Origin of the sequence: Methanolobus halotolerans, assembly GCF_004745425.1 — an archaeon.
Classification (GTDB): domain Archaea; phylum Halobacteriota; class Methanosarcinia; order Methanosarcinales; family Methanosarcinaceae; genus Methanolobus; species Methanolobus halotolerans.
The window spans coordinates 13,913-35,654 of sequence record NZ_PGGK01000008.1 but is presented as its reverse complement, the minus strand read 5'-3'; the positions used below and the strand labels follow the sequence as shown (position 1 = coordinate 35,654).

General features: G+C 42.7%; 24 protein-coding genes. 19 read left to right on the top strand and 5 right to left on the bottom strand.

The annotated features are described in order from the left end of the window. Window positions 1–9: 9 nt before the first annotated feature. The 6 genes from CUN85_RS08495 to CUN85_RS08470 all read left to right on the top strand — a co-directional run bounded on the left by CUN85_RS08495 (window position 10) and on the right by CUN85_RS08470 (window position 8,895). A complete protein-coding gene (locus CUN85_RS08495; protein ID WP_135389900.1) occupies window positions 10–2,526 on the top strand; it encodes a GAF domain-containing protein in 2,517 nt (838 codons plus the stop codon). 135 nt (window positions 2,527–2,661) lie between these two features. Then, the gene (locus CUN85_RS08490) at window positions 2,662–3,393 is read left to right on the top strand and encodes a formylglycine-generating enzyme family protein (RefSeq protein ID WP_135389899.1); all 732 of its coding nucleotides are present in this window, start codon (window positions 2,662–2,664) and stop codon (window positions 3,391–3,393) included. A 60-nt stretch (window positions 3,394–3,453) separates the two neighbouring features. Beyond that, on the top strand, window positions 3,454–4,152 hold the full coding sequence (locus CUN85_RS08485; RefSeq protein WP_235856263.1) for a class I SAM-dependent methyltransferase: 699 nt from the start codon (window positions 3,454–3,456) through the stop codon (window positions 4,150–4,152). 51 nt (window positions 4,153–4,203) lie between these two features. Then, window positions 4,204–5,229: a flap endonuclease-1 gene (gene fen, locus CUN85_RS08480; protein ID WP_135389897.1), complete on the top strand. Its 1,026-nt coding sequence runs from the start codon at window positions 4,204–4,206 to the stop codon at window positions 5,227–5,229. A 382-nt stretch (window positions 5,230–5,611) separates the two neighbouring features. Beyond that, complete coding sequence (locus CUN85_RS08475) at window positions 5,612–6,868, top strand: transporter substrate-binding domain-containing protein (protein WP_135389896.1); 1,257 nt, start codon at window positions 5,612–5,614, stop codon at window positions 6,866–6,868. A gap of 1,199 nt (window positions 6,869–8,067) precedes the next feature. Next, window positions 8,068–8,895: a helix-turn-helix transcriptional regulator gene (locus CUN85_RS08470; RefSeq protein ID WP_235856262.1), complete on the top strand. Its 828-nt coding sequence runs from the start codon at window positions 8,068–8,070 to the stop codon at window positions 8,893–8,895. Here the strand turns inward: CUN85_RS08470 and CUN85_RS08465 are convergent. From CUN85_RS08465 to CUN85_RS08455, 3 genes are all read right to left on the bottom strand, one after another. After that, the gene (locus CUN85_RS08465; RefSeq protein ID WP_135389895.1) at window positions 8,873–9,193 is read right to left on the bottom strand and encodes a hypothetical protein; all 321 of its coding nucleotides are present in this window, start codon (window positions 9,191–9,193) and stop codon (window positions 8,873–8,875) included. The genes CUN85_RS08470 and CUN85_RS08465 overlap by 23 nt on opposite strands. A gap of 551 nt (window positions 9,194–9,744) precedes the next feature. Beyond that, a complete protein-coding gene (locus CUN85_RS08460; protein WP_135389894.1) occupies window positions 9,745–10,035 on the bottom strand; it encodes a hypothetical protein in 291 nt (96 codons plus the stop codon). 341 nt (window positions 10,036–10,376) lie between these two features. Continuing rightward, on the bottom strand, window positions 10,377–11,186 hold the full coding sequence (locus tag CUN85_RS08455) for a helix-turn-helix transcriptional regulator (RefSeq protein ID WP_235856261.1): 810 nt from the start codon (window positions 11,184–11,186) through the stop codon (window positions 10,377–10,379). Between the two features lie 239 nt (window positions 11,187–11,425). Between CUN85_RS08455 and CUN85_RS08450 the strand changes: the two genes are divergently transcribed. The 13 genes from CUN85_RS08450 (at window position 11,426) to ftsY (ending at window position 19,728) form a co-directional block, all read left to right on the top strand. After that, window positions 11,426–12,319, top strand: coding sequence for a DUF1616 domain-containing protein (locus CUN85_RS08450; protein ID WP_135389893.1), 894 nt, complete (start codon window positions 11,426–11,428; stop codon window positions 12,317–12,319). Continuing rightward, window positions 12,309–13,139: a CPBP family intramembrane glutamic endopeptidase gene (locus CUN85_RS08445; protein WP_135389892.1), complete on the top strand. Its 831-nt coding sequence runs from the start codon at window positions 12,309–12,311 to the stop codon at window positions 13,137–13,139. The genes CUN85_RS08450 and CUN85_RS08445 overlap by 11 nt, the downstream gene beginning before the upstream one ends. A 62-nt stretch (window positions 13,140–13,201) precedes the next feature. Then, the gene (locus CUN85_RS08440; RefSeq protein WP_135389891.1) at window positions 13,202–13,558 is read left to right on the top strand and encodes a hypothetical protein; all 357 of its coding nucleotides are present in this window, start codon (window positions 13,202–13,204) and stop codon (window positions 13,556–13,558) included. A 59-nt stretch (window positions 13,559–13,617) separates the two neighbouring features. Continuing rightward, a complete protein-coding gene (locus tag CUN85_RS08435; protein ID WP_135389890.1) occupies window positions 13,618–14,901 on the top strand; it encodes an adenylosuccinate synthase in 1,284 nt (427 codons plus the stop codon). Window positions 14,902–15,022: 121 nt separating this feature from the next. Continuing rightward, entirely contained in the window at window positions 15,023–15,472 is a 450-nt protein-coding gene (locus tag CUN85_RS08430) for a 30S ribosomal protein S19e (RefSeq protein ID WP_135389889.1), read from the top strand. A 66-nt stretch (window positions 15,473–15,538) separates the two neighbouring features. Further along, window positions 15,539–15,895 (top strand): DNA-binding protein, encoded by a 357-nt coding sequence (locus tag CUN85_RS08425; protein WP_135389888.1) that lies wholly within the window; start codon window positions 15,539–15,541, stop codon window positions 15,893–15,895. Window positions 15,896–15,906: 11 nt separating this feature from the next. Further along, entirely contained in the window at window positions 15,907–16,542 is a 636-nt protein-coding gene (locus CUN85_RS08420) for a DUF7411 family protein (protein ID WP_135389887.1), read from the top strand. A gap of 85 nt (window positions 16,543–16,627) precedes the next feature. Then, window positions 16,628–16,783 carry a 50S ribosomal protein L39e gene (locus CUN85_RS08415; protein ID WP_135389886.1) on the top strand — a complete coding sequence of 52 codons (156 nt, stop codon included), beginning with the start codon at window positions 16,628–16,630 and terminating at the stop codon, window positions 16,781–16,783. Between the two features lie 13 nt (window positions 16,784–16,796). Next, window positions 16,797–17,063: a 50S ribosomal protein L31e gene (locus CUN85_RS08410; RefSeq protein WP_135389885.1), complete on the top strand. Its 267-nt coding sequence runs from the start codon at window positions 16,797–16,799 to the stop codon at window positions 17,061–17,063. A 45-nt stretch (window positions 17,064–17,108) separates the two neighbouring features. Next, a complete protein-coding gene (locus CUN85_RS08405) occupies window positions 17,109–17,759 on the top strand; it encodes a translation initiation factor IF-6 (RefSeq protein ID WP_135389884.1) in 651 nt (216 codons plus the stop codon). A 38-nt stretch (window positions 17,760–17,797) separates the two neighbouring features. Continuing rightward, complete coding sequence (rpl18a, locus tag CUN85_RS08400; protein WP_268921620.1) at window positions 17,798–17,974, top strand: 50S ribosomal protein L18Ae; 177 nt, start codon at window positions 17,798–17,800, stop codon at window positions 17,972–17,974. 4 nt (window positions 17,975–17,978) lie between these two features. After that, entirely contained in the window at window positions 17,979–18,428 is a 450-nt protein-coding gene (pfdA, locus tag CUN85_RS08395) for a prefoldin subunit alpha (RefSeq protein ID WP_135389882.1), read from the top strand. A 37-nt stretch (window positions 18,429–18,465) separates the two neighbouring features. Next, entirely contained in the window at window positions 18,466–19,728 is a 1,263-nt protein-coding gene (gene ftsY / locus CUN85_RS08390; protein ID WP_167848838.1) for a signal recognition particle-docking protein FtsY, read from the top strand. A 24-nt stretch (window positions 19,729–19,752) separates the two neighbouring features. Here ftsY and trpA read toward each other — a convergent pair whose 3' ends face one another. Beyond that, a complete protein-coding gene (gene trpA / locus CUN85_RS08385) occupies window positions 19,753–20,529 on the bottom strand; it encodes a tryptophan synthase subunit alpha (RefSeq protein WP_135389880.1) in 777 nt (258 codons plus the stop codon). Next, the gene (gene trpB / locus CUN85_RS08380; protein ID WP_135389879.1) at window positions 20,526–21,740 is read right to left on the bottom strand and encodes a tryptophan synthase subunit beta; all 1,215 of its coding nucleotides are present in this window, start codon (window positions 21,738–21,740) and stop codon (window positions 20,526–20,528) included. Before trpB ends, trpA begins: the two co-directional genes overlap by 4 nt. Between the last annotated feature and the right edge of the window lie 2 nt (window positions 21,741–21,742).

Genomic DNA, 21,742 nt, shown 5'->3' with positions numbered 1-21,742 from the left:
GGAAAAAACATGACTGAACAATCACATCAACAGATCAGCATGGAATCAATAATCAATAATAGTCCTACTATTGTGATTTCAAGGAAGATCGAAAAGGATTTTCCAGTAAAATACATATCTAATAACATATGGCAATTCGGATATACGCCTGAAGATTTTTACTCAGGCGAAGTTAAATATCCGGATCTGATCCACCCTGAGGATCGTAAAGTTGTCTTAAAATCCTTCAAGTACCTGAATAAACAGCTTAGCGAATTTGTTCAGGAATACAGGGTTATAACCCGGTTTGGTGAGATTCGGCATGTTGAGGACAGGGTCCACATAAAAACATATGGCAACAAAAGTGTACATCTTGAAGGTACCATTCTGGATGTCACCGAACGTAAACATCATGAGATGATCACACATCAGCGCAGCTCGAACAATGGAAAGCCACTTAGTGAAATTTCTCTTGAAGATGTTCTGGGACTGCTTGTCACGAATGCGGAAAGGGTGCGTACCGGTCTGACATGTGCGGTTATGTTGCTTGACAAGAAAAAAAAGCATATATGCCGCGTCATCGCACCTAACCTTCCTCTGTCCTTCAAGGAAGAAATGGAGGGTCTTGAGATTGGATACGGAGTTTGCTCCGGTGGTACGGCACTCTATTTGGGAGAAAGGGTAATTGTCGATAATATAGAGGAGCATCCCTATTGGGCACTACATCGGGAAGCTGCAAAGAAAGCAGGTATCAAGGCCAGCTGGGCTGAACTTATAACAGCTTCTACAGGAGAGATACTTGGGGTTTTCCTGATGTATTTCAATTTTCCAAATAAGCCAAAGAAGACATGTTTTGAGTATCTTAAAGCAAATGCGGATCTGGCAGCCATTGAGATCGAACACAGGATTGTTAATGAAACATTCAGAGAATCCGAGCATAAGTTCAAAACTATCTTCAATAACATCAACGACCAGATATATGTAAGTGAACTGAACGGAAATCTAATTGATGTGAACCAGGTTGTTGTTGACGATCTTGGATATTCAAAAGAGTATATTCTGAAATCATCACCTATGGATATTGTACCTTCCTGGTACATACAGCGTGCCTGTGAACTGATCAAAGTGATCGAAAGGAATCATAAGGCAATGTATGAAGCTGCAGCCATCCGCAAGGATGGTTCTGTAATTCCTCTGGAAATAAATGCACGGATGATCAATTATAATGGAAAGAAGACGATACTCTCAGTCGGACGTGACATCACAGAGCGTAAAAAGGCTGAAAAAGCCAAACAGTTGAATGAATCCCGCCTGGAAGCACTCATCAAGCTCAATGAAATGACAACTGCTTCTTTAGATGAGATATCGGAGTTTGTCAAAGAAGAAGCTGTTCGCCTTACTGAAAGTAAACTTGGATATCTTGCATTCATGAACGCTGACGAAACTGATTTGATCATGCATTCATGGTCTAACTCTGCTATGGGTGAATGCGGTATAAGCGACAAGCAATTCATTTATCCTGTAAACTCCACCGGACTGTGGGGAGAGGCTGTAAAGCAGAGAAAAGCCATTATCACAAATAATTATTCTGCTCCTAACTCGCTGAAAAAAGGGTATCCTGAGAGGCATGTCGTATTGAAAAGACATATGAATGTGCCTATATTTGACGGAGACCATATCGTTGCAGTCGTAGGTGTTGGGAACAAAGATGAAGAGTACGATGAATCAGATGTGCGCCAGTTGACACTTTTGATGCAGGGAATGTGGAAGATCATTCAGAGCAAACAATTGATAAGTGCTCTTAGCAAATATTCCGAAGAGCTATCAAAGGCTAACACAAAGCTCAGATCTGTCAACATGATGAAAGAAGAATTCCTTGAGGACAGTCTGAAAAAAGGTCATGACTTTTTGCACGGATATGATATACTTGATGATGAGACACTTAACCTGCTGGACGGTTCACAAAAAGAGGCCATTTCAACCCTTCTGATGAACTCGGAAAGGTTAAAGCTCCTTATCGATGCCATCCTGTATAGCAATATGCAACAATCCGGCAGAATAGAATACTCATTTGCACCGGTTAGCATAAGCAGCGTCCTGTCGGATGTGCTACTTAATCAGATACTACTGATAGACGAAAAGGAACTGGCACTGGAGAAAGATATTCCAGTAGGCCTTCCTCCTGTGAAGGGTGACAGGGAAAAGCTGGAAGAAACATTTCTTTACCTTATCCATAATGCTATTACCGTTACACCTAAAGAAAATTGTATTCGGGTAAAGGTATTTGACGAAGGCAGTCATATCCATGTAACTGTAATAGATAACGGTGAAGGTATTGATGAAAACCTAATACCTCGCCTGTTCTATAAGATGTATCAGGTGGATGACACGATATCAAGGATGTATCAGGGACTTGAATCAAGCCTTTATATATGCAAGGATACTGTGGTTGCGCATCAGGGGAAGATCTGGATTGAAAGTGAAGTAGGGAAGGGTAGTATATTCCATGTGACACTCCCAAAATGGATCGATACGGAGAAAACATAGAATGTGGATATGATATTGTGTGCAACTACCTGGTATCCTTTTGTCTCCTGAAATCCTTTATTTTCTGTACAATGTTCACACATTCATCAATTCACTGTATATCCAGTCTGAACTACTCTAAGAGAGGCTATTAAAATGGAAGAAGCAGGATGTTCAAATGCATACAGGAACTCTATTGGAATAGAGTTCATACGGATTCCGGAAGGCGAATTCAATATGGGCTCGCAGATAGACGAAAATAACTGGTATGACAACGAAAAGCCGGTCCATAGAATTAACATCGGAAAGGCATTCTATCTTAGCAGGTTTTTAATCACACAGAAACAGTGGGTCGAGATAATGGGCCATAATCCTTCTAAGTTTGCAGGTGATACCCATCCTGTTGACAGAATTTCATGGAATGACGCACAGGAGTTCATTAAGAAACTAAACGAAAAAGAGGGCACTGATAATTATCGTCTGCCCTCTGAAGCTGAATGGGAGTATGCCTGCAGGGCGGGTACGACCACTAAGTATTCGTTTGGTGACAGCGTATCCGAGCTGTACGAATATTGTTATTATGGTAATTTTGATATTGGTTCCCATCCAGTAGGCCAGAAGGAACCCAATCCATGGGGATTGTATGACATGCACGGGAATCTGTGGGAATGGGTTCAGGACATTTACCATGACAGTTACAAAGGCGCTACCGCAGATGGCAGTTCCAGGGAAGATACTGATAGATCTTGCAAGGTCATGCGAGTACTACGCGGAGGCAGCTGGCAAACCTCTGCCGCAGGGTGTCGGTCTGCTAGTCGTTACTATTACCCACCGGTTACACGCCGTAACAGCAGTCGCGTTGGTCTGCGCCTGGCCAGAGAGATATAAGCATCCTTACTGATTATGATAACGGGAACCAGAATGCATATAATCAGGGAAAATAAAGATGTGACTTCTGAGGACGATAAATGGATACAGGAAGATCTAAGCATGAATAAGGAGATTCTGAAAGAACAGAGGGGTCACTGGGAAAATGTATTTTCAAATAATTGCTCGAAATTCGGCGAAAAACCAAGTGAATCTGCTGTATGGGCGGCTGAGTTGTTTAAAGAGGAGGGAAGAAAAAAGATCCTTGAACTTGGAGCCGGCCAGGGAAGAGATACACTCTTTTTTGCAAGGAACGGCTTTGAGGTCTGTTCTCTTGACTATTCTGAGAAAGGCATCCGGACCATAGAACAGAAAATACGGGATAACGAATTGTCTGAACATGTAAAGACTTTATGTCACGATGTAAGAAAAAACCTCCCGTATGAAGACGGAACCTTTGACGCATGTTATTCGCATATGCTTTATTGTATGCCACTTACGATTGCCGAACTCGAATATATTTCAAGAGAAATCAGAAGGGTCCTCAGTCCCGGCGGACTGAACATCTTCACTACACGACATACAGAAGACCCGAAATACAAAACAGGAACCCACAGGTGCGAAGATATGTGGGAGATCGAGGGCGGGTTTATCGTACATTTCCTGAGCAAAGAGAAAATTAGTCACCTTTCAGAGGGATATGATATTATTTGCATCAGGGAATTTGATGAGGGGTCTCTTCCAAAAAAGCTCTTCATGGTTACTCTTAGAAAAAAGTAAACAGCGGGCAAAAGCCCAAAATGCTATCTATCCAGGAAACATCTTACCTGCATGGGTACGCAAATAGGAGCTTTACTCACAAAAAAGCCGATCACATACGAAGAAATATCTGGTAAAGTGATCGCCATTGACGCATATAATACAATTTACCAGTTCCTGAGTGCTATTCGCCAGAGTAATGGCTCCCCACTTACAGATCCTTCCGGAAATCCTATATCGCATCTTACCGGTCTGTTCTCAAGGACCAGCAGGCTGAGAGAATCAAACATCAGGCCTGTTTTCATTTTTGATGGAAAGCCGCCGGAGATGAAAAAAAATACTCTGGAAAAGCGTAAGGAATTTAAAAAGGCTGCAGCCATCAATTATGAGACAGCTAAGGACGAAAGCAATCTTGAGGACATGAAAAAGTATGCACAGGCCACTTCCAGGATAACGCCGCAGATACTCAAAGAATCAAAGAAGATCCTTGAGTTGATGGGCATTCCCTGGGTACAGGCAGAATCCGAAGCTGAGGCACAGGCTGCTTTCATGGTTTCACGCGGGGATGCCGATCTTGTTGGTTCACAGGATTATGATGTATTCCTTTTCGGAGCCGAGGATGTGGTCCGCAATCTGGGAAGTACAGGAAAGCGAAAGGTTCCGGGACAGAAGAAATATGTAACAAGGAAACCGGAGCATATCTCCCTCGCCGGCTCCCTTAAAGAACTGGATATAAGTCGTGAAGATCTTATAGATATAGCCATCTGTACTGGCACGGATTTCAATGAAGGCATCCATCGTGTGGGTGCAAAGACCGCTCTTCGGCTCATCCGCAAACATGGAGATATCAGTACAATAATCACGGAAGAAAAAAAAGACATCCGTGCCTGCGTTTCGGTGGAAGAAATCAGGGAATTCTTCATGAATCCGCCTGTAACAGCCGATTATAGTCTCAGGTGGGAAAAGCCAAAGTCAGGCAAACTGTTTGATTTTCTGATTACTGAGAAAGGATTTTCTGAAGATCTGGTTTTGAAGAACATTGATATCCTTGAGTGCAGGACAGGTAATGAATGCCAGTCATCTCTTGGGGACTGGTGAAATCCATAGTAAAAGAAAAAAGATCTGAACACAGGCTAAACAAATGTACCTTTGATCAAACTGTTTAACTCTTAATTTTCGCTGGTTTTTGATGGGTGATCTTCCAATCAATCACCTATTAACTTTTCATACCAATCAGTGTTCAACAGTTACAGCTGGTTGCTCAATGATTCCCACGACACTGACCTTGCTTGTCCATATGATGCTCCTTAGTTTTACACAGTTACTGAAGCAACTGTTGTCACGACAATAATAACAAGGGAAGCAGTATTTAAATTTGAGGAACTGGAAAAGATGCTGGAACCAAAAGGCTTTGAAAAAAAAGGATCACTACAGAGACGAACGAATATTTATTTATATATATAGAAAGTAAACCATATTTATGTCATCCACTTTAAGATATACATATCTTTTTCTTAGTATTGTACTCACTGGTGCGCTGATCATAGCTTCCGGATGCATTTCTGAACGTGGAGTTGAATCTGCAGACACGGATGTTGCCATGGAATTGGCCAGCTTGACGTATTACACTGAACAACTTCCCCCTTATAATTACCAGGAAAATGGAACTATACAGGGAATCTCGGTTGACCTGCTGGAAGCAACAACTGAAAAGATGGGGAATAAAATATCCCGGGAAGAGATACACCTGGTCCCCTGGACCGAAGGGTATCAGGAGGTTCTCACCCGGAATAACACAGTCCTCTTTAGTATGGCAAGAACTTCCGAACGGGAGGATCTGTTCAAGTGGGCCGGTCCGGCCTATACCAACCGGAAGGTACTGTTTGCCAGATCGGATAGGGGAATCAGTATTGAAAACCCTGAAGACCTGAATGGTTATCGTATAGGGGCAATCACCGACGATATTGCTATCCAGTATCTGCTTGATATTGGTGTGAACCAGAGCCAGATAGTTACTGAAAGTAACACAGACACTCTAATTACTGCACTGGATAAGGATGAGATCGACCTCTGGGCATACCCTGAAGCATCTGGCAGGTATTTCGCTGAACAGACGAACGGTGACTACAACAGCTATATAGTCGTATATGAATTACATTCCCAGGATACTTACTATGCTTTTAGTAAAGACATCCCTGACTCCATTATCCAATCCTTCCAACAGGCTCTCGATACAGTGCGAGATCAGAAAGATGAGCAGGGAGTCAGCGATTACGAACGGATCGTCTATCAGAATCTCGGGGTCAGCTGTGCCCCGCAGACATTCACTGATGAAGCAGTGGTCGCACTTGTGAATACGACCGCCACGGCAATTGAGGAGAACGCTACCGATACATTCCGGCGCATCAACGCAGGTGAAGCACCGTATAAAGACCATGAGAATCCGGCCCTCTACACCTTCGTATATGATGTGAATGTGACAATGGTCGCCCACGCAGATAATATCCGATTGGTCGGTACCAATTTTAAAGGGAAAACAGATGTTACCGGTAAATCTTTCCGTGATGAAATTGTTACCGGAGCTCTGGAAAATGACACAGGATGGGTGGAATATGTGTATACGAATCCTGTACATGCGAATTTGTACTACAAGACCACATACTATCGGTTAGCCAGTGGGAGTGATGGGAACTCCTACATTGTATGCAGTGGCAATTTTAAAAGTTGCTTTATATGATGTCTGAAAATTTCAAACACTACTATTTGAGCAAAGCCGATGAATGTAATAACGGTTTATGTTAAATAAAAATCTGTAGTGATAGAGCTTACTGTCAGGATGGGGGTTCCTGACATCAGAACACGGATGGAGCAAGTATAGTTCCTGATACGGGTGGGTAAATAAATGAATCAGCTAACAGAATGTCCGGAATGTAATGCACACATACAAAAAGTGGATAGAAATGTACAGCACTGTGAAATTTGTGGATACTGGACCGAAACCGGAGCTGCCAGACTTGATCCTCTAATGGTATTTACATAGATATGAAATCTTAGGGGTATACACAATGTGTTATTGGGTTAAATTTTGGGAAAATGAAAAAGTACTCCGAGAAGTACCACTGCATGCAAATACAGAAATTGAGGCTGAAAGTTTTCCAAGAAGACTTTCCACATATAAGTCGCTTTGAGTTGATAAGACCTTAAAAACCTACAAAAATTTAATTTATCTTTTTTTTAGATTCTATTTTTCATAGTTTGTTACTGCAAAAAAGGAAGCGAGGAATACTTCCTTACATGAGATAAAACTAAGTAATAACAGTCTTAGCCAATGACCTACAAGAGTATTTTTTGTAAACAGAATAAGCATGAGTAGTAAAAGGTGAGAATTTATGTTCAAAAATGATATATGAGTTCTACAATAAATGCCTCCATTGTGCCTAGAAGGGCATTTTTTAGACAACAACCGCGTTAAGATGGATTGCCATCGGTAGTTTCATGCAAACTACCTATTTTCTGAATTTTTCGATAGAGCACCTTTTTTGAGTTTACATTATGAAAATATGTGGAACTATATATGAGAACTAAGGTTCAAAAACCATATATGTTTTCTGCGAAAATAACTTATTGGGTGCCCGTATCAATGAACTCGAAGAACCCAACCAACTTTAAGCGAATTCTATTACAAATAAGGACAAAGGGCACCCTTGTTTATGTATTAAGGTAATTTTATTAAATTAATCCTATCCTCAAACATTCTCATACAATGTTTTAACGGTATTGAAAGTTAAACCTGTATATTAAAATGAGTGAATGGTAATACAATATTCAACCTAACTTGAGTTCCATTAAAAATATATCAAGTGCTAATTACTTTTACTCAAGTATATTTGTTGACAAAATCTATATATTAATAACTTGTTTATTTTATGTATTCCTTTGGTTGTTGCTTTGAAAGACATTAATACAGGATGTGCTACAATAAAGAGGCCATTACTTGATGTGATATTTGCTTCTGAAAAGAGAAAAAACGTATTGTTATTGTTGCATGAAGGTCCTCAAGAGATGAATACTTTTCTCATGTCACTGAGTACGACAAGACAGTCACTATTACCTCAGGTACGCATACTGGAAGATCACCATCTTGTGAATCACTATAATGACACCTATGAGCTGACGACTATAGGGAAGCTTATCGTTGATGAGATGTTTTCCCTACTGCCTATAGTTGAAACTTTTAATACTGATGTTGATTACTGGGGAACTCATCAACTCGATTTTATTCCATCTTCTCTTTTAAGTAAAATGGGTAAGCTTAAGGATTGTACGATAACAACACCTTCTTTTGAAGACGTTTTTGAATTAAACGACGAAATCCTGAAAACATCTCCAATTTCATCAGTGCATTATGGGATTGTAACTTTTTTCCACCCTTTATTCCCGGATTTTTTCTCAAGAATGATATCAAACAACGTTAATGTTTATATGATATTATCCCACGATGTGATTGATAAGCTGAAAACTGACCACTCTGCACTATTTTATGAGGTTATGAATAGTGAATTATTCCATTTGTTCGTGTACCCTGAACAATTAAGCCTCATGGCTGTTGTACTGAACGATTACTATGTGTTTATGCGATTGCTAAAAAATAATGGCGAATACGATAACACTTATATCCTCTGTAGCAGTGAAGAATGTCTTGAATGGGTAAAAGAGTTCTTCGAACACTACCTGAACAACTCTATTCCTGTAACAAACATTTAGCTGTTACTTGAATCACCTGCATGGTTTCCCTGCTTTCTGCTTTATCAAGTATATCTATCAAAGATGCAAATTTCTCCACCAGTAACATGCCAATCGTTGTCAATTCATAGGTGTCACTATGATTTCCGATTAAGTGGTAGTCCTGTAGCAACTTCAAGTGAGGACTTAATGTCTGTTCTTGTACTCCCAATTGAGTACTCAAGGTCCTCATGTCTTTGCTTTTCTCTTTCAAAAGGATTAAAGATTCTGTTCTTACTTCTGACTCGAACAGGACTTCCATTAAGGATTTGTTTTTCAATGTTTCCCCTCCTGGTTTTAATTGCAGCATAGGTAGTGCTCATTTACCTTTGCAGAATACAAATACATGTAAAGTGAATAAGATAACATCTACTTAAATAGAACTCATCTTAATTTGTAACGTTAAATATAGTTATTATATAAGCTTATATTACAATGCTATTCTTGCTCTAAACTCGTAAAGAGCTCCAAAAAATCGTCCTGTCTTTACAAGGATGCATGTAGTGTCCTTTATGAGCCATAGTTTATAAAAGTATGCTCTTGAGTTCTGAAGCATTCTGCGAGGAAATATAGACATTTTCACGGAACTACTTAAAATATTGAAGATAGCTACAATTAAGCACAGAGAAAATAATAACAACTCCAAAGGGACGGGAATATAGGAAATTGCTAGTGAATTGAATAACCATTGTATTTTCACAGTGAGATGTGCAATTATTTCAGTAAATGATCCTTAATAATTATGCAATTAAAAACATCTTAAACAATAAATTTATTATTATCGTTAATAAAAGCAATCATTAATAAAAAAGTTAGAATTCCTTTGAAGATTTACACTTCTAATGTTCCTTCAATTTTGCCACCATCATAATTGCATCGAGTATTAATTACACTTTGAAGCATAGGCTTAAATTCAGCATCTTCGTCATATGAAGCTGGGTTTTCGTATTCCAATCTATTTCTTTTTTCCATTGTGTCTATTGACCTAATGTGATCCCCTCTGTTTATAGATTTTATTGGAAGTGTGAGTTCGAATGAGGCACTTGCTGATAAACCATCAATCCTTGAGGTGCCTCTCTTTAAGAATCCGGGATATTTCCTATCCCTCAACTCCACTCCCAATAGCTTGTAAGCGACCCCCTGCTCACAAACTCTAATAGGCTTTGGTTTTATTTAACCAAATCCATTCTTAAATCTACGAACAATGTTATTTTCATTTTACAAATGAAAATTCAATACGATTGTATTCTTGGATTAATATATACCACACATACCATATATTCAATATATATGGCTATTTAGTTGGTTATAGGTATATTGCGATTTCTGCATTTCTGTTTCATCATTCCTTTTCCACCATATCTTCAACACATGCACCTTCAAGATCACGTATCCTCACATTGATGGATTCGCTCACTTCAGTGCAGAGTCATACTTAATTATATAATAATTTTAGCAAGTGCTCACATTTCTGTTACAGGTGTGGAAAAGTTAAGGTAGTGCTCAAAAAAGTTTCTAGCCCATATAAGCGCATTTTGATTGCAACATCGGAAATGCTTGTTATCAAATCCCCCATCACTTCTTAGAGGACTCATCATTATGCAATAATCATTATACATCCATGATATAAAGTCTATATTTTCTTGATAAACAAAGAAATGAGTAAATTTACTATTAACTAATTCTTTAAAGCCTGTATCATTATTAGTTCTCTGTTTGTCAAACAAATCATTGGACATTATTACGTATATGTGCACATTATTTGAAACGAGTTCATGGAGCAACTTGGTTGAATTTGGGAAGAAAGCTGCAGTGATTGCGAAGTAAGATGTGGACTTTCTAGAGATTTCATAGAATTTATCATGTATTTCATACATTTCCGAAATGCTTGGAGTTATTCTTTCGCATGCTCCTAGTTCATTTATCCTTTTTAAAAGATGAGGTGGGATGAAGTCAAGATTACGGGTTGCCCAATAATCAATATCTACGTCCAAAACATCAAGAGTACTTAAAAGAGGAGCCATCTCATCGACAATGAGTTTCCCAATATCCGTTAATTCATAGTTATCATCCTGTTTATCAATCAGGTGATGTTCTTCCAGTATCCGTATCTGTGGAAGCAGTGCTTGTCTGGAAGTATTCAGGTAATTAAGAATAAAACCCATTTCCTTAGGACCACTCTTCAATAACAGTAGTACATTCTTCCTTTTGTCGGATGCAAATATCACGTCAAGTAACGGCTTCTTCGTAAATTGCATTATTTTTAACCCCATTATTCCCGATACAAATTAAGTAGCAATTATATATAAAACCTATTCAGCGGCTCTGTAGAAAACCTAATCGTGATCAAGATCATTGGGCTTAATCCTGTAATTATAATCATAGATTAGTGGTACATTCCAAATTATAGAGATTCTGAATTATTGCCTGAATATTGTGGATTTCTACAGAGCCGAAAATATGTAATATTTATAAACTTTAAACTCTTATGGAGTGTTGGAGTGGAAATCGAATGGGTGTTAAAGAACGGATGCCTGTAGACATACAAATAGTGGCTGCAATGGTACTGCTTTTAGATATTTTCGTATTTGTTTTGCCTCAAAGTACTGGTTTCATACGTGCAGCATCTGGCATGGTGATCCTATTGTTCCTGCCGGGATATGTCCTGACAAGTGCTCTGTTCCCTGGAAAGGATGATCTTGAAGGGATTGAACGCCTTGCTCTGAGTCTGGGTCTGAGTATAGTGATCGTACCTTTCACCGGTTTTGCACTCAACTACAGTCCGTGGGGTATAACACTCGGACCTATTGTGGCAATACTTTCTATTTATATTCTGTTCATGTGTGTGATCACGATCTTAAGACGCCATCAATTACCAGAAGGAGAAGCGTTCTCCATCAGTTTGATTTCGGTCTTCAGGGCTTTCGGACATGAGGTCACATCCAGAAGGTCCGGACTGGACCGAGCATTGACAATATTCCTTTTGTTCTCTGTTATTCTTGCTACGGCAACGATTACATATGTCCTGGTAACTCCGAGGGAAGGGGAACAGTACACCGAGTTCTACATACTCGGTATGAACGGTACGGCAGCTGGTTATCCTGCCGAGCTGGAAATCGGCGAGAGCGGTAATGTGATACTGGGTGTGAAGAACCATGAAGGTGAAACCGTGAACTACAGACTGGAACTTCGTCTGGACAACAGGCCCCTTCATCTGGCAGAAGAATATCGGGATATACATATTGAAGACGAGGGCGAATGGGAGAACACTGTCACTTTCACCCCGGAGGAAGAAGGTGATAATATGAAATTGCAATTCCTACTTTACAGGAACGAAGATCTTACGGAGCCTTACAGGGAACTCCATCTATGGATCGACGTAGGGGGGGATCAGGATGCGGTTTGAGGGAGACAGTCCAAATAAGAGGGATCCTTATGGCGTGATGTCAGTTTTCTCTTTGTATTCGGGGATACTGGTTATATTTTTCATTTTGTTCATAGTGCTTGCAGAGATGCTTCTTTTCACAGGTATGGTGCAGGCAAGTCTTACTTTGCATTTCCTGGCACTTATTGGTATAGCTTTTTCAACAATATGGGTAAGGGACAGGAATATACTATACTCCCTGCAGGCACTGATGCTTTTGCCTCTTCTGAGGATAATCAATGTCTCGATGCCTCTGCCGGATGAGTCCATATTTATTTACGTTATCATTTACATTCTTATGCTGGTGCCTTTGTTCCTTTTAATAAGGCATCAGGGTCTGTCAGCAACGGATCTCGGTGTCACGTTCAACAAAATACTACGCTATATACCACTTTCGATAGTAGTGGGCCTGTTAATCGCGGAAGGCGAATATATTGCCATGGGTTCTGCATACCTCTCTGCAAACCTTCCGATGCAGGGTATGGTGGGTATTTCCATTCTTATCTTCCTGTTCGTGGGAATAGTTGAAGAACTTATATTCAGGTCGATCCTCCAGTCACGGCTTGAAGTGTTGTTCGGCCTGAATGCCGGACTGGTATTTACCAGCGTGCTTTTCGGTATTATGCACGCCGGTTACGGTGTACCTTCCGGGATACTCATCACAACACTTGCAGGTTTTGTTCTGGGCTACATGTTCCAGAAGACCCGCAGCCTTCCTCTTGTTATACTGACACACAGCTTTGCCAGTATTTTCCTCTTTGTGATCATACCTGTTATGGGGGCTGGGATAGGAATTATCTGATCGGGTGTGCAGGTAATTTCATACAAAAACTAATTATAAAATTTAGCAATATAGATTAGAGCATGCTTAAACACAAAGACCGTACCAAGTCCAACCTGTATGGTATCAAGGGTATGCAAAATGTATATTCATGGCAGGGTCTTGCAATACATTTTAAGAACAGTTCCAGGGTGAACAAGTGTGATGGCTATGACTCCTGTCTATCGGATAAGAGGTCCCGGGCATGTAACTTTTCCGTTAAGAGGCAGGATGCTGTTTACATGCTCCAGTCGGAGTTCAATGTGAGTATAAGTCTTGCTGAAAAACTGATCGATACGCTCATAGACATGAGTGTAGCCAGGACCATGCGCTGCTATAAAGGAGGAAGTGCCTGTTTCGATGAGGGCATGCGTATAATCGTTTTTGATGAGGATCTCTGAACGCGATCAAAAATGGCGCAATCAAAACTTTATTAAGCCAACAGGATAATCCTGCACCCATGTTTACGATTATCACAGGTGCGCAGTTTGGTGATGAAGGCAAGGGAAAGGTAGTTGACCTTATGTCCGGCAACTATGATCTGGTTGTCCGTTTCCAGGGAGGGGACAATGCGGGTCACACTGTGAAGGTTGGTGAGGATGTATATAAGCTCCATCTCATTCCCTCTGGTTTCCTTCTGGATTCCAGGGTGCTGATCGGTCCGGGTACGGTGCTGAACCCGGAGGTGTTGATCAGGGAGATCGATATGCTTGCAGAGGGAGGTATTGATATTGGTCCGGAGAAGCTCGGGATAGATGCCAGGACCAGCATAATAATGCCTTATCACATAGAACTGGATGGTCTCAGGGAGTCCAGACGAACAGAGAAGATAGGTACGACCAAACGCGGTATCGGTTTTGCTTATATTGATAAGGTTGCAAGGGATGAGATCAAGATGGCTGATATTGCCGATCACGCACGTCTGCTCCGCAGACTTGCCGAGCTTGCACCTGCGAAAGCGTCCGCCATAAAGGAACTTGATGGCGACCCTGGTATTGTGACCGATGAGCAGCTGGTCGCGAAATATGTGGAGCTTGGAAGGCGTCTTGCTCCTTATATTACTGATGTGTCCTATGAAATAAACAAGGCGCTGGAGGGGGGGAAGAATGTGCTTGCAGAAGGTGCACAGGGTACCCATCTCGACGTTATCCATGGTACACAGAAGTTCGTGACATCATCATCAACCATAGCCGGTTCTGCATGTGCTAACCTTGGTGTAGGTCCTACAAAGGTGGATGATGTGCTGGGTATAGTAAAGGCTTACATCACCCGTGTGGGAGAAGGGCCCCTGCCAACCGAACTGGCCGACGAAGCAGGTAAGCAGATACAAGAAGTTGGTAAAGAATTCGGTACCACGACCGGCAGGTCAAGACGATGTGGCTGGTTCGATCTTCCTCTTCTGAAAAAGGCAATATATCTCAACGGTTATACATCTATTGCGCTTACAAAACTGGATGTCCTGTCCGATCTGGATCCAATAAGGGTGTGTGTCTCATATGAACTGGACGGCCACGTACTGGACTACCCTCCTGAGGATACTGCCGTATTTGCGCAGTGCAGGCCTGTGTATGAGGACCTGCCGGGGTGGGAGGGAGATCTCACAGGTATCAGGAGCTTTGAGGAACTGCCTCAGGCTGCGCAAAGTTATGTTCTTTATCTCGAAAAGAGGATGGGTGTCCCTATAGAGTATGTGTCTGTAGGTCCTGCAAGGGAGCAGACCTTCAGAAAAGAAACGGGTAACTGATATTGTGCCGAAAGGCGTATATACTTCTCAGGAGTTAACAGAACAAACTCCAGCACGAACGAAACCAGATATTTCATTGAGTCCATGAAATTGATAATATCTAAGTTACAAGGAGAATAAAATGACAACTGCATATGATGTTCCTGCAGCCGATCTGATCAGCAAGATCGCAGGTAAACTTAAAGAGAACGATAATGTTAATCCACCTGAGTGGGCAGCATTTGTAAAGACCGGTGTACACAAGGAAATGCCGCCAATTGATAATGAATGGTGGTATACGCGTTGCGCCGCTGTCCTCAGGACAGTAAATAAAGAAGGTCCTATCGGAGTTGAAAGGCTACGCTCCGTGTATGGTGGCAAGAAAGACGAGGGTTCCAGTCCTTCCCATAAGGCAAAGGGAAGCGGGTCCGTTGCAAGGGTGGTACTTCAGCAGCTAGAAACTGCAGGTCTTGTACGCACACTGAAGAGCGGTCGTGTTGTGTCACCTCAGGGACAGTCACTGCTTGATAACAGTGCATACGAGGTAAAACAGGAACTGATGGAAAAGATCCCGGGGCTTGCAAAGTACTGAACCCGGTTACCTGTTCAATAACACTAATAAGGATGTACTAACATCTCTTTTAGCTAGGTGAATTACATGGCGGATGATCTTGAAGAAATAAGAAGGAAAAGGCTTGAGCAACTTCAGCAACAACAGGCTTCTGAGCAGATGGGTGCAGGCGAAATGCAGGCTTCAATGCAGCAGGAGCAGGCAAAAGCTGAAATGGATGCAAAGAAGCAGGCACTGCTCCGCCAGATCCTTACACCGGAAGCGCGTGAGCGTCTGAGCACATTGAAGATGTCTCGTAAAGAGATGGTAGAGCAGCTTGAATCCCAATTGATAATGCTTGCCCAGAACGGCAGGCTGCAGTCCAGGATTGACGATGAGAAACTCAAGCAGCTCCTGGTCCAGTTACAACCTAAAAAGCGCGAGCCAACCATAAAGCGTATGTGAGCTGGCTCTGAATGCAGGTCTTTGTTCTTTTCAGCGGTGGAAAGGACAGCTCCCTCGCAGCTATTCTGCTGGAGCCGTTCTTTGACGTCGAACTGGTTACGTTCAGTTTTTCGTTGCTTCCCGTAGGGCATATTGCTCGTGAAACGGCTGAAAGTCTGGGATTTGCACACAGGGTTGTTCAACTTGAAAGGTCTGTGCTCGAACAAGCTTATAATCTGGTAATTGAGGATGGCTTCCCTAAGAACGCCATAAACCTCATTCACAGAGCCGCAGTTGAAAAGCTGGCAGCGGACAATGATATCAGTTTCATTGCAGACGGGATCAGGCGGGACGATCGTGTCCCTGTTCTTGAAATGCCTCTGATAAGGAGCATTGAGGATCGGCATGGTGTGCATTACATATCTCCTTTGAAAGGATACGGGCGTGCGGCTGTTAATGAACTTGTCAGCAGGCATCTTGTTATCGAGGAAGATCGGAGTGAGAACGTCATCAAAGCCGATTATGAGACTGAATTGCGGGAACTGATCAGACAGAGGGACGGTCCGGAAAAGATCACAGAGGTCTTTCCTGCACATGTCCAATCCCATGTTATTGAACGAAAGAAGGTACAACCCAATGGGTCGAATCAGGCATGTACGCATGATTAAAGATTTATAGAATGGTCATGTTATAGATTCAGACCTTGATCGGTACTTTATATAATAATTATAATCCATAATAAAGGTGAGACAAGTGAGTCACAATACCAAAGGACAGAAAGCGAGGCTGGCTAAAGCTCACAGGCAGAACCAAAGGGTGCCTGTCTGGGCAATTGTCAAGACCAACAGGAAGGTCGTCGGCCACCCCAAGAGAAGACATTGGAGAAGAAGCAGTCTTGATGTGAAATAAGTAGGTGATGATTATGGCAGATGACGCAGTAAAAGAACAGATATACACTATTCCTCTTCGTTCAGTAAAAGAAGCTCCTAGGTGGAAAAGATCTACCAGGGCTGTTAAAGTGATAAGGGCATACCTCACAAGGCATATGAAGGTCGCTCCGGATATGATTAAACTGGACAAGACTCTCAATGAGAAGCTCTGGGAACGTGGTTCCGAGAAACCACCATTATCGATCCGTGTAAGGGCCGCAAAGTTTGATGACGGAGAGGTACAGGCAGAACTTGCATAAACTTATGAAACCTATCATCTACAATAACAAGATATACGGTAGAGAATGATACATAAACTGAGCATTAATGAAAGCCCTATAATAGGGGCTTTTGCAACCTGCACCGAGGAAATCGCACTGGTCTCCCTGGGAACAAAACCGGACATTTGCAGATCACTCGAAGATGTGCTTAAGGTCCGTGTAATATCGACACTTGTCAATGACAGCATTGTAGTAGGCTCTCTTTGCAGAGGTAATTCCAATGGTCTGCTTGTTCCAAGAGGTGCAACCGTAAGGGACCTTGATGAACTTGACATTCCATTACACAACTTGCCAAGTAAGTTGAATGCGGTTGGTAATGTAGTTCTTGCCAATGATTCTGCAGCCCTGGTACACCCTGAACTGAGTGACAGTTCTGTGGAAAAGATTGCAAAGGTCCTGAAGGTAGACGTTAGAAAGGGCACGATCGGGGGCATCCGGACCGTAGGCATGGCAGGAGTTGCCACGAATAAGGGTCTTCTTGTACATCCGAGGGCAAGCAGCCAGGAATTAGCATCTCTGGAAGAACTCTTTGAACTTCCGGTTGAGGTCGGGACCAGTAACTTCGGTACACAAATGGTGGGTTCCGGTGTGGTCGCAAATTCTAAAGGTTATATTGCAGGCTCACAGACAACAGGGCACGAACTTGGAAGAATCGAGGATGCGCTGGGTTTCTAAGATATATTTATTCTATACAGGTTTTACAGGTGATTCATATGAAGACATTCCAGGTTAAAGGCACTTTCAAAGCAGGCATTGCATGGGAAAATTTCACAAAAGAAGTTGAAAGTCAGAACGAGAAGAACGCCCTTGATAAGGTGTATTCCTTATTCGGAAGCAAACACGGCCTCAAAAGGGGCTATGTCCGGATCGAAAGTATAACAGAGGCATGATATCATGGCTGGTATGAATGAACAGGACCCTCGGGCACTTGTCATGCAGCACCGGGAGCTCCAGAAGCGTGCAGAGATGATCCAGCAGCAGATCACTATGGTGAAGATCTCTGTGGATGATTGTACTAAAGTCCTGAAAACGATCGAAGAGCTCGTTAACATCGAAGAGGGCACGGAGATGATGTTCCCGATAGGCTCCGGTTCATTTGTATATGCCAATATAGGTCGTGTCGATAGGATCGTAGTAGATATCGGTTCGGGTGTTTCCGTTGAACGGCCTCTCAAGGATGCACAAGAGATTATGGAGAAGCGTAAAGCAGAGCTTGAGAAGGCATATGAGAACATGAATGCTTCCATGGCCCAGGTATCTCAGCAGATGCAGGCCATTGAAGCTGTTGTCTCCCGGCAGCAACAGGAGCAGCAGGCCCAGGGACAAGGGCAGGTTCCACGTTGATCTTTTCGACCTTTTATCCATCTGCAGGTTTGGTCAAGTGTTCAATAAACTCAAATCAAAACTAAGTGGCTTCAAAGAGAAGCTCGGAAGCAAGATTAATGAAAAGGCCGTAGATGTAGAACACGAAGAGGGGAGCACATCTGCTGAAACGGTCGAATCTTCCGAACCTGTGCCATCTTCCGAACCTTCTTTAGAAGCTGAGGTGGCTGAAACAATTGTTTCGGATGTTCCGGAAGTGTCGGTGGAGGCTCCGATAAAGCTTCTTCCTGCAGAAGAAGAAGAAGAAGAAGAAAAATCAACTGAGGGAAAATCCGGAAACCTATCTTTCTGGAAAAGAGGCAGAGCAGTAAATCCAGAAGATCAGGCACCTGAGCCTTCAATAGAAGAATCTGCACCTGAAACGCCTAAAAAGACCGGCTTTGCACAGAAGGCGAAGGCTCTCATGTTCGAGCGGGAGTTCATCCTTGAAGAGGATGACCTCGATGAGCCCCTCTGGGAGCTTGAGATGGCTCTTCTTGAGAGTGATTTAGCTCTGTCAGTTTCCGAAGCCATAGTAGAATCCGTTAAAGGACAGCTGGTAGGTACAAGGCGTCGTATAGGCAAGAATACGGATGATATCGTTGAAAGTGCACTCCGGAATGCCATACTCGATGTTATGAGTGCTAATATCTTTGATTTTGATGAGTACATAAAAAATGCCGGAAAGCCTGTACATATCGTCTTTGTAGGTATAAACGGTACTGGCAAGACAACATCCATTGCAAAACTTGCAAAGCGCCTGAAGGACCAGGACTACTCGGTGGTTGTTGCAGCAGGTGATACTTTCAGGGCAGGTGCCATAGATCAGCTTGCAATTCATGCAGACAAGGTCGGCGTAAAAATAATCAAACATCAGGAACAGGGTGACCCTGCTGCTGTAGTCTATGATGCTGTACAGTATGCAAAGGCACACAGAGTCGATGTGGTACTTTCAGATACTGCCGGACGTATGCATACTAACGTTAATCTCATGGCGCAACTAAAGAAGGTTTGCCGTGTGAGTTCTCCTGATCTTATGATATTTGTTGATGAGGCTGTAGCAGGTAATGATGCTGTGGAGCGTGCTTCCCAGTTCAATGATGCCGTTCCTATCGATGGTTCCATTCTCACCAAAACAGATGCTGATGCAAAAGGCGGTGCAGCTATCTCGATCGCCTACATAACAGGCAAGCCTATACTTTTCCTGGGGATGGGTCAGGGATACGATGACCTGCAAAAGTTCGATCCGCAATGGTTCGTGGACCAGTTATTTGCAGAATGATCCTCTCCCTTATCTTTTATTGACCTATTTCCTGCAACTATCTTTAAGCTCGGATGCAAGTTCTTCTATCCTTTTGTTCACATTGTCACCTGAAGCGATGATATTAACAAAAGCAGAACCAACGATTACAGCATCAGCACCTGCCTTCATTACTTCGGAAGCCTGTTCTTTGTTGGATATGCCAAAACCGACTGCCTTTGGAACATTTGTGTGGATACGTCCGAGTATGTTCTTTGTGGACCCTGCAACATCGACTCTTTCTCCAGTGACCCCGAGTCTTGAGACTATGTAGACAAAACCGGAAGTTTTCTCAAGTATGTATTCCATTCTGGGTCCTGTTGTCACAGGAGTGATGAGGAATATAAGGTCGACACCGTTCTTCTTACAGGCATCATGCAATTCATCTGATTCCTCTGCCGGGAGATCTGGTACGATTATCCCGGTGATCCCTGACCCTGCACAATCTCTGGCGAACCTCTCTATTCCTCTTTTGTATATCAGGTTATAATAGGTCATACAGACAAGCGGGACCTTTTCCCTGATCGATGCAGCCATCTCAAAGTAAAGGTCCGGGTTCATACCCGCTTTCAGCGCACGGGTGGATGCAGCCTGGATGGTCGGTCCGTCTGCAACAGGATCTGAGAATGGTAGTCCCAGCTCCACTATGTCCGCACCACCCTCTACAAGCGCATGCACTATTTCCTTAGTAGCTTTAACTGAAGGATCACCTGCACATACATAAGCAATAAGAGCTTTTTCCTTCTTTTTCTCAAGTTCGGTAAATTTATCTGCTAGTCTCACAGGCAAGCCTCCTTTTCCTGTTTTTTCTCTCCCTCTTCCTTCAATCTGAATACCGATTCAAGGTCCTTGTCTCCTCTTCCGGAAAGATTGATGACCACAAGGTCTCCGAGCTCTCCTGTTCCTGCCATTTTCATCACATATGCTACTGCATGGGATGACTCTAGTGCAGGTATTATCCCTTCAAGGCGGCTGAGCTCATAGAATGCTTCCAGTGCTTCGTCATCACTTACGTTACACGGTTTTATCCTGCCAATATCTGCAAGATAAGCAAGTTCCGGTCCCACGCCTGAATAATCAAGACCTGCGGAAACCGAGCTTGACTCGAGTATCTGTCCGTCTTTATCCTGGAGTATGAGTGTATGTGCACCCTGAAGTATCCCTTCTTCACCAACACAGAGAGAAGCCGAATGCAGTGCCTCTTTCTCTGTGGTCTTCAGTTCTTTGCCGCCTGCTTCAACAGGAAAGAGCATGACTTCCTTATCCTGGATGAAAGGATGGAATATTCCCATTGCATTGCTTCCACCGCCTGCACATGCAACTATGGAATCCGGGTAGCGTCCTTCTTTCTCCATGATCTGCTCCCTGACCTCCTTTCCGATCACGCTCTGGAAATCCCGCACTATCATTGGATATGGATGCGGACCTACTACGGATCCGATGAGATAATGTGTGTTCTCGACATTGGTGACCCAGTCTCTGAGTGCTTCGTTGATGGCATCCTTCAGGGTCATCGAACCTGATTTTACGGCATGCACTTTACATCCCATCAGTTCCATCCTGTAAACATTCATGTGCTGGCGAATGACATCTTTTGCGCCCATGTAAACCTCGGAAATAAATCCCATGTTGGCAGCTGCCATGGCAGTTGCGGTACCATGCTGTCCGGCTCCGGTCTCAGCAATAATGCGCTCTTTTCCCATATATCTGGCAAGAAGTGCCTGCCCGAGTGTGTTATTCAGCTTATGGGCACCACCGTGAACAAGATCCTCTCTTTTCAGGTATATCCTGATGCCATATTTTTTACTGAGATTCTTTGCAAAATAAAGAGGAGTTTCCCTGCCCCCAAACTCCTTCATATAATAGTCAAGTTCTTCAAGGAACTCAGGGTTATTTTTGTATCGTTCATAAGCTTCTTCAAGCTCCGTTAGTGCAGGCATCAGCACCTCGGGAACGAACTGTCCTCCATATTTACCATACATTGATCTTTTCATGA

Coding starts and splice junctions, on each gene's coding strand:
- fen (WP_135389897.1), top strand. CDS start 4,204: ATGGGTACGCAAATAGGAGCTTTACTCACAAAAAAGCCGATCACATAC.
- trpB (WP_135389879.1), bottom strand. CDS start 21,740: ATGAAAAGATCAATGTATGGTAAATATGGAGGACAGTTCGTTCCCGAG.
- rpl18a (WP_268921620.1), top strand. CDS start 17,798: ATGAAGACATTCCAGGTTAAAGGCACTTTCAAAGCAGGCATTGCATGG.
- CUN85_RS08410 (WP_135389885.1), top strand. CDS start 16,797: ATGGCAGATGACGCAGTAAAAGAACAGATATACACTATTCCTCTTCGT.
- CUN85_RS08430 (WP_135389889.1), top strand. CDS start 15,023: ATGACAACTGCATATGATGTTCCTGCAGCCGATCTGATCAGCAAGATC.
- CUN85_RS08420 (WP_135389887.1), top strand. CDS start 15,907: ATGCAGGTCTTTGTTCTTTTCAGCGGTGGAAAGGACAGCTCCCTCGCA.
- CUN85_RS08475 (WP_135389896.1), top strand. CDS start 5,612: ATGTCATCCACTTTAAGATATACATATCTTTTTCTTAGTATTGTACTC.
- CUN85_RS08495 (WP_135389900.1), top strand. CDS start 10: ATGACTGAACAATCACATCAACAGATCAGCATGGAATCAATAATCAAT.
- CUN85_RS08405 (WP_135389884.1), top strand. CDS start 17,109: ATGATACATAAACTGAGCATTAATGAAAGCCCTATAATAGGGGCTTTT.
- CUN85_RS08455 (WP_235856261.1), bottom strand. CDS start 11,186: ATGGGGTTAAAAATAATGCAATTTACGAAGAAGCCGTTACTTGACGTG.
- CUN85_RS08445 (WP_135389892.1), top strand. CDS start 12,309: ATGCGGTTTGAGGGAGACAGTCCAAATAAGAGGGATCCTTATGGCGTG.
- CUN85_RS08490 (WP_135389899.1), top strand. CDS start 2,662: ATGGAAGAAGCAGGATGTTCAAATGCATACAGGAACTCTATTGGAATA.
- CUN85_RS08435 (WP_135389890.1), top strand. CDS start 13,618: ATGTTTACGATTATCACAGGTGCGCAGTTTGGTGATGAAGGCAAGGGA.
- CUN85_RS08425 (WP_135389888.1), top strand. CDS start 15,539: ATGGCGGATGATCTTGAAGAAATAAGAAGGAAAAGGCTTGAGCAACTT.
- pfdA (WP_135389882.1), top strand. CDS start 17,979: ATGGCTGGTATGAATGAACAGGACCCTCGGGCACTTGTCATGCAGCAC.
- CUN85_RS08450 (WP_135389893.1), top strand. CDS start 11,426: ATGGGTGTTAAAGAACGGATGCCTGTAGACATACAAATAGTGGCTGCA.
- CUN85_RS08440 (WP_135389891.1), top strand. CDS start 13,202: ATGCTTAAACACAAAGACCGTACCAAGTCCAACCTGTATGGTATCAAG.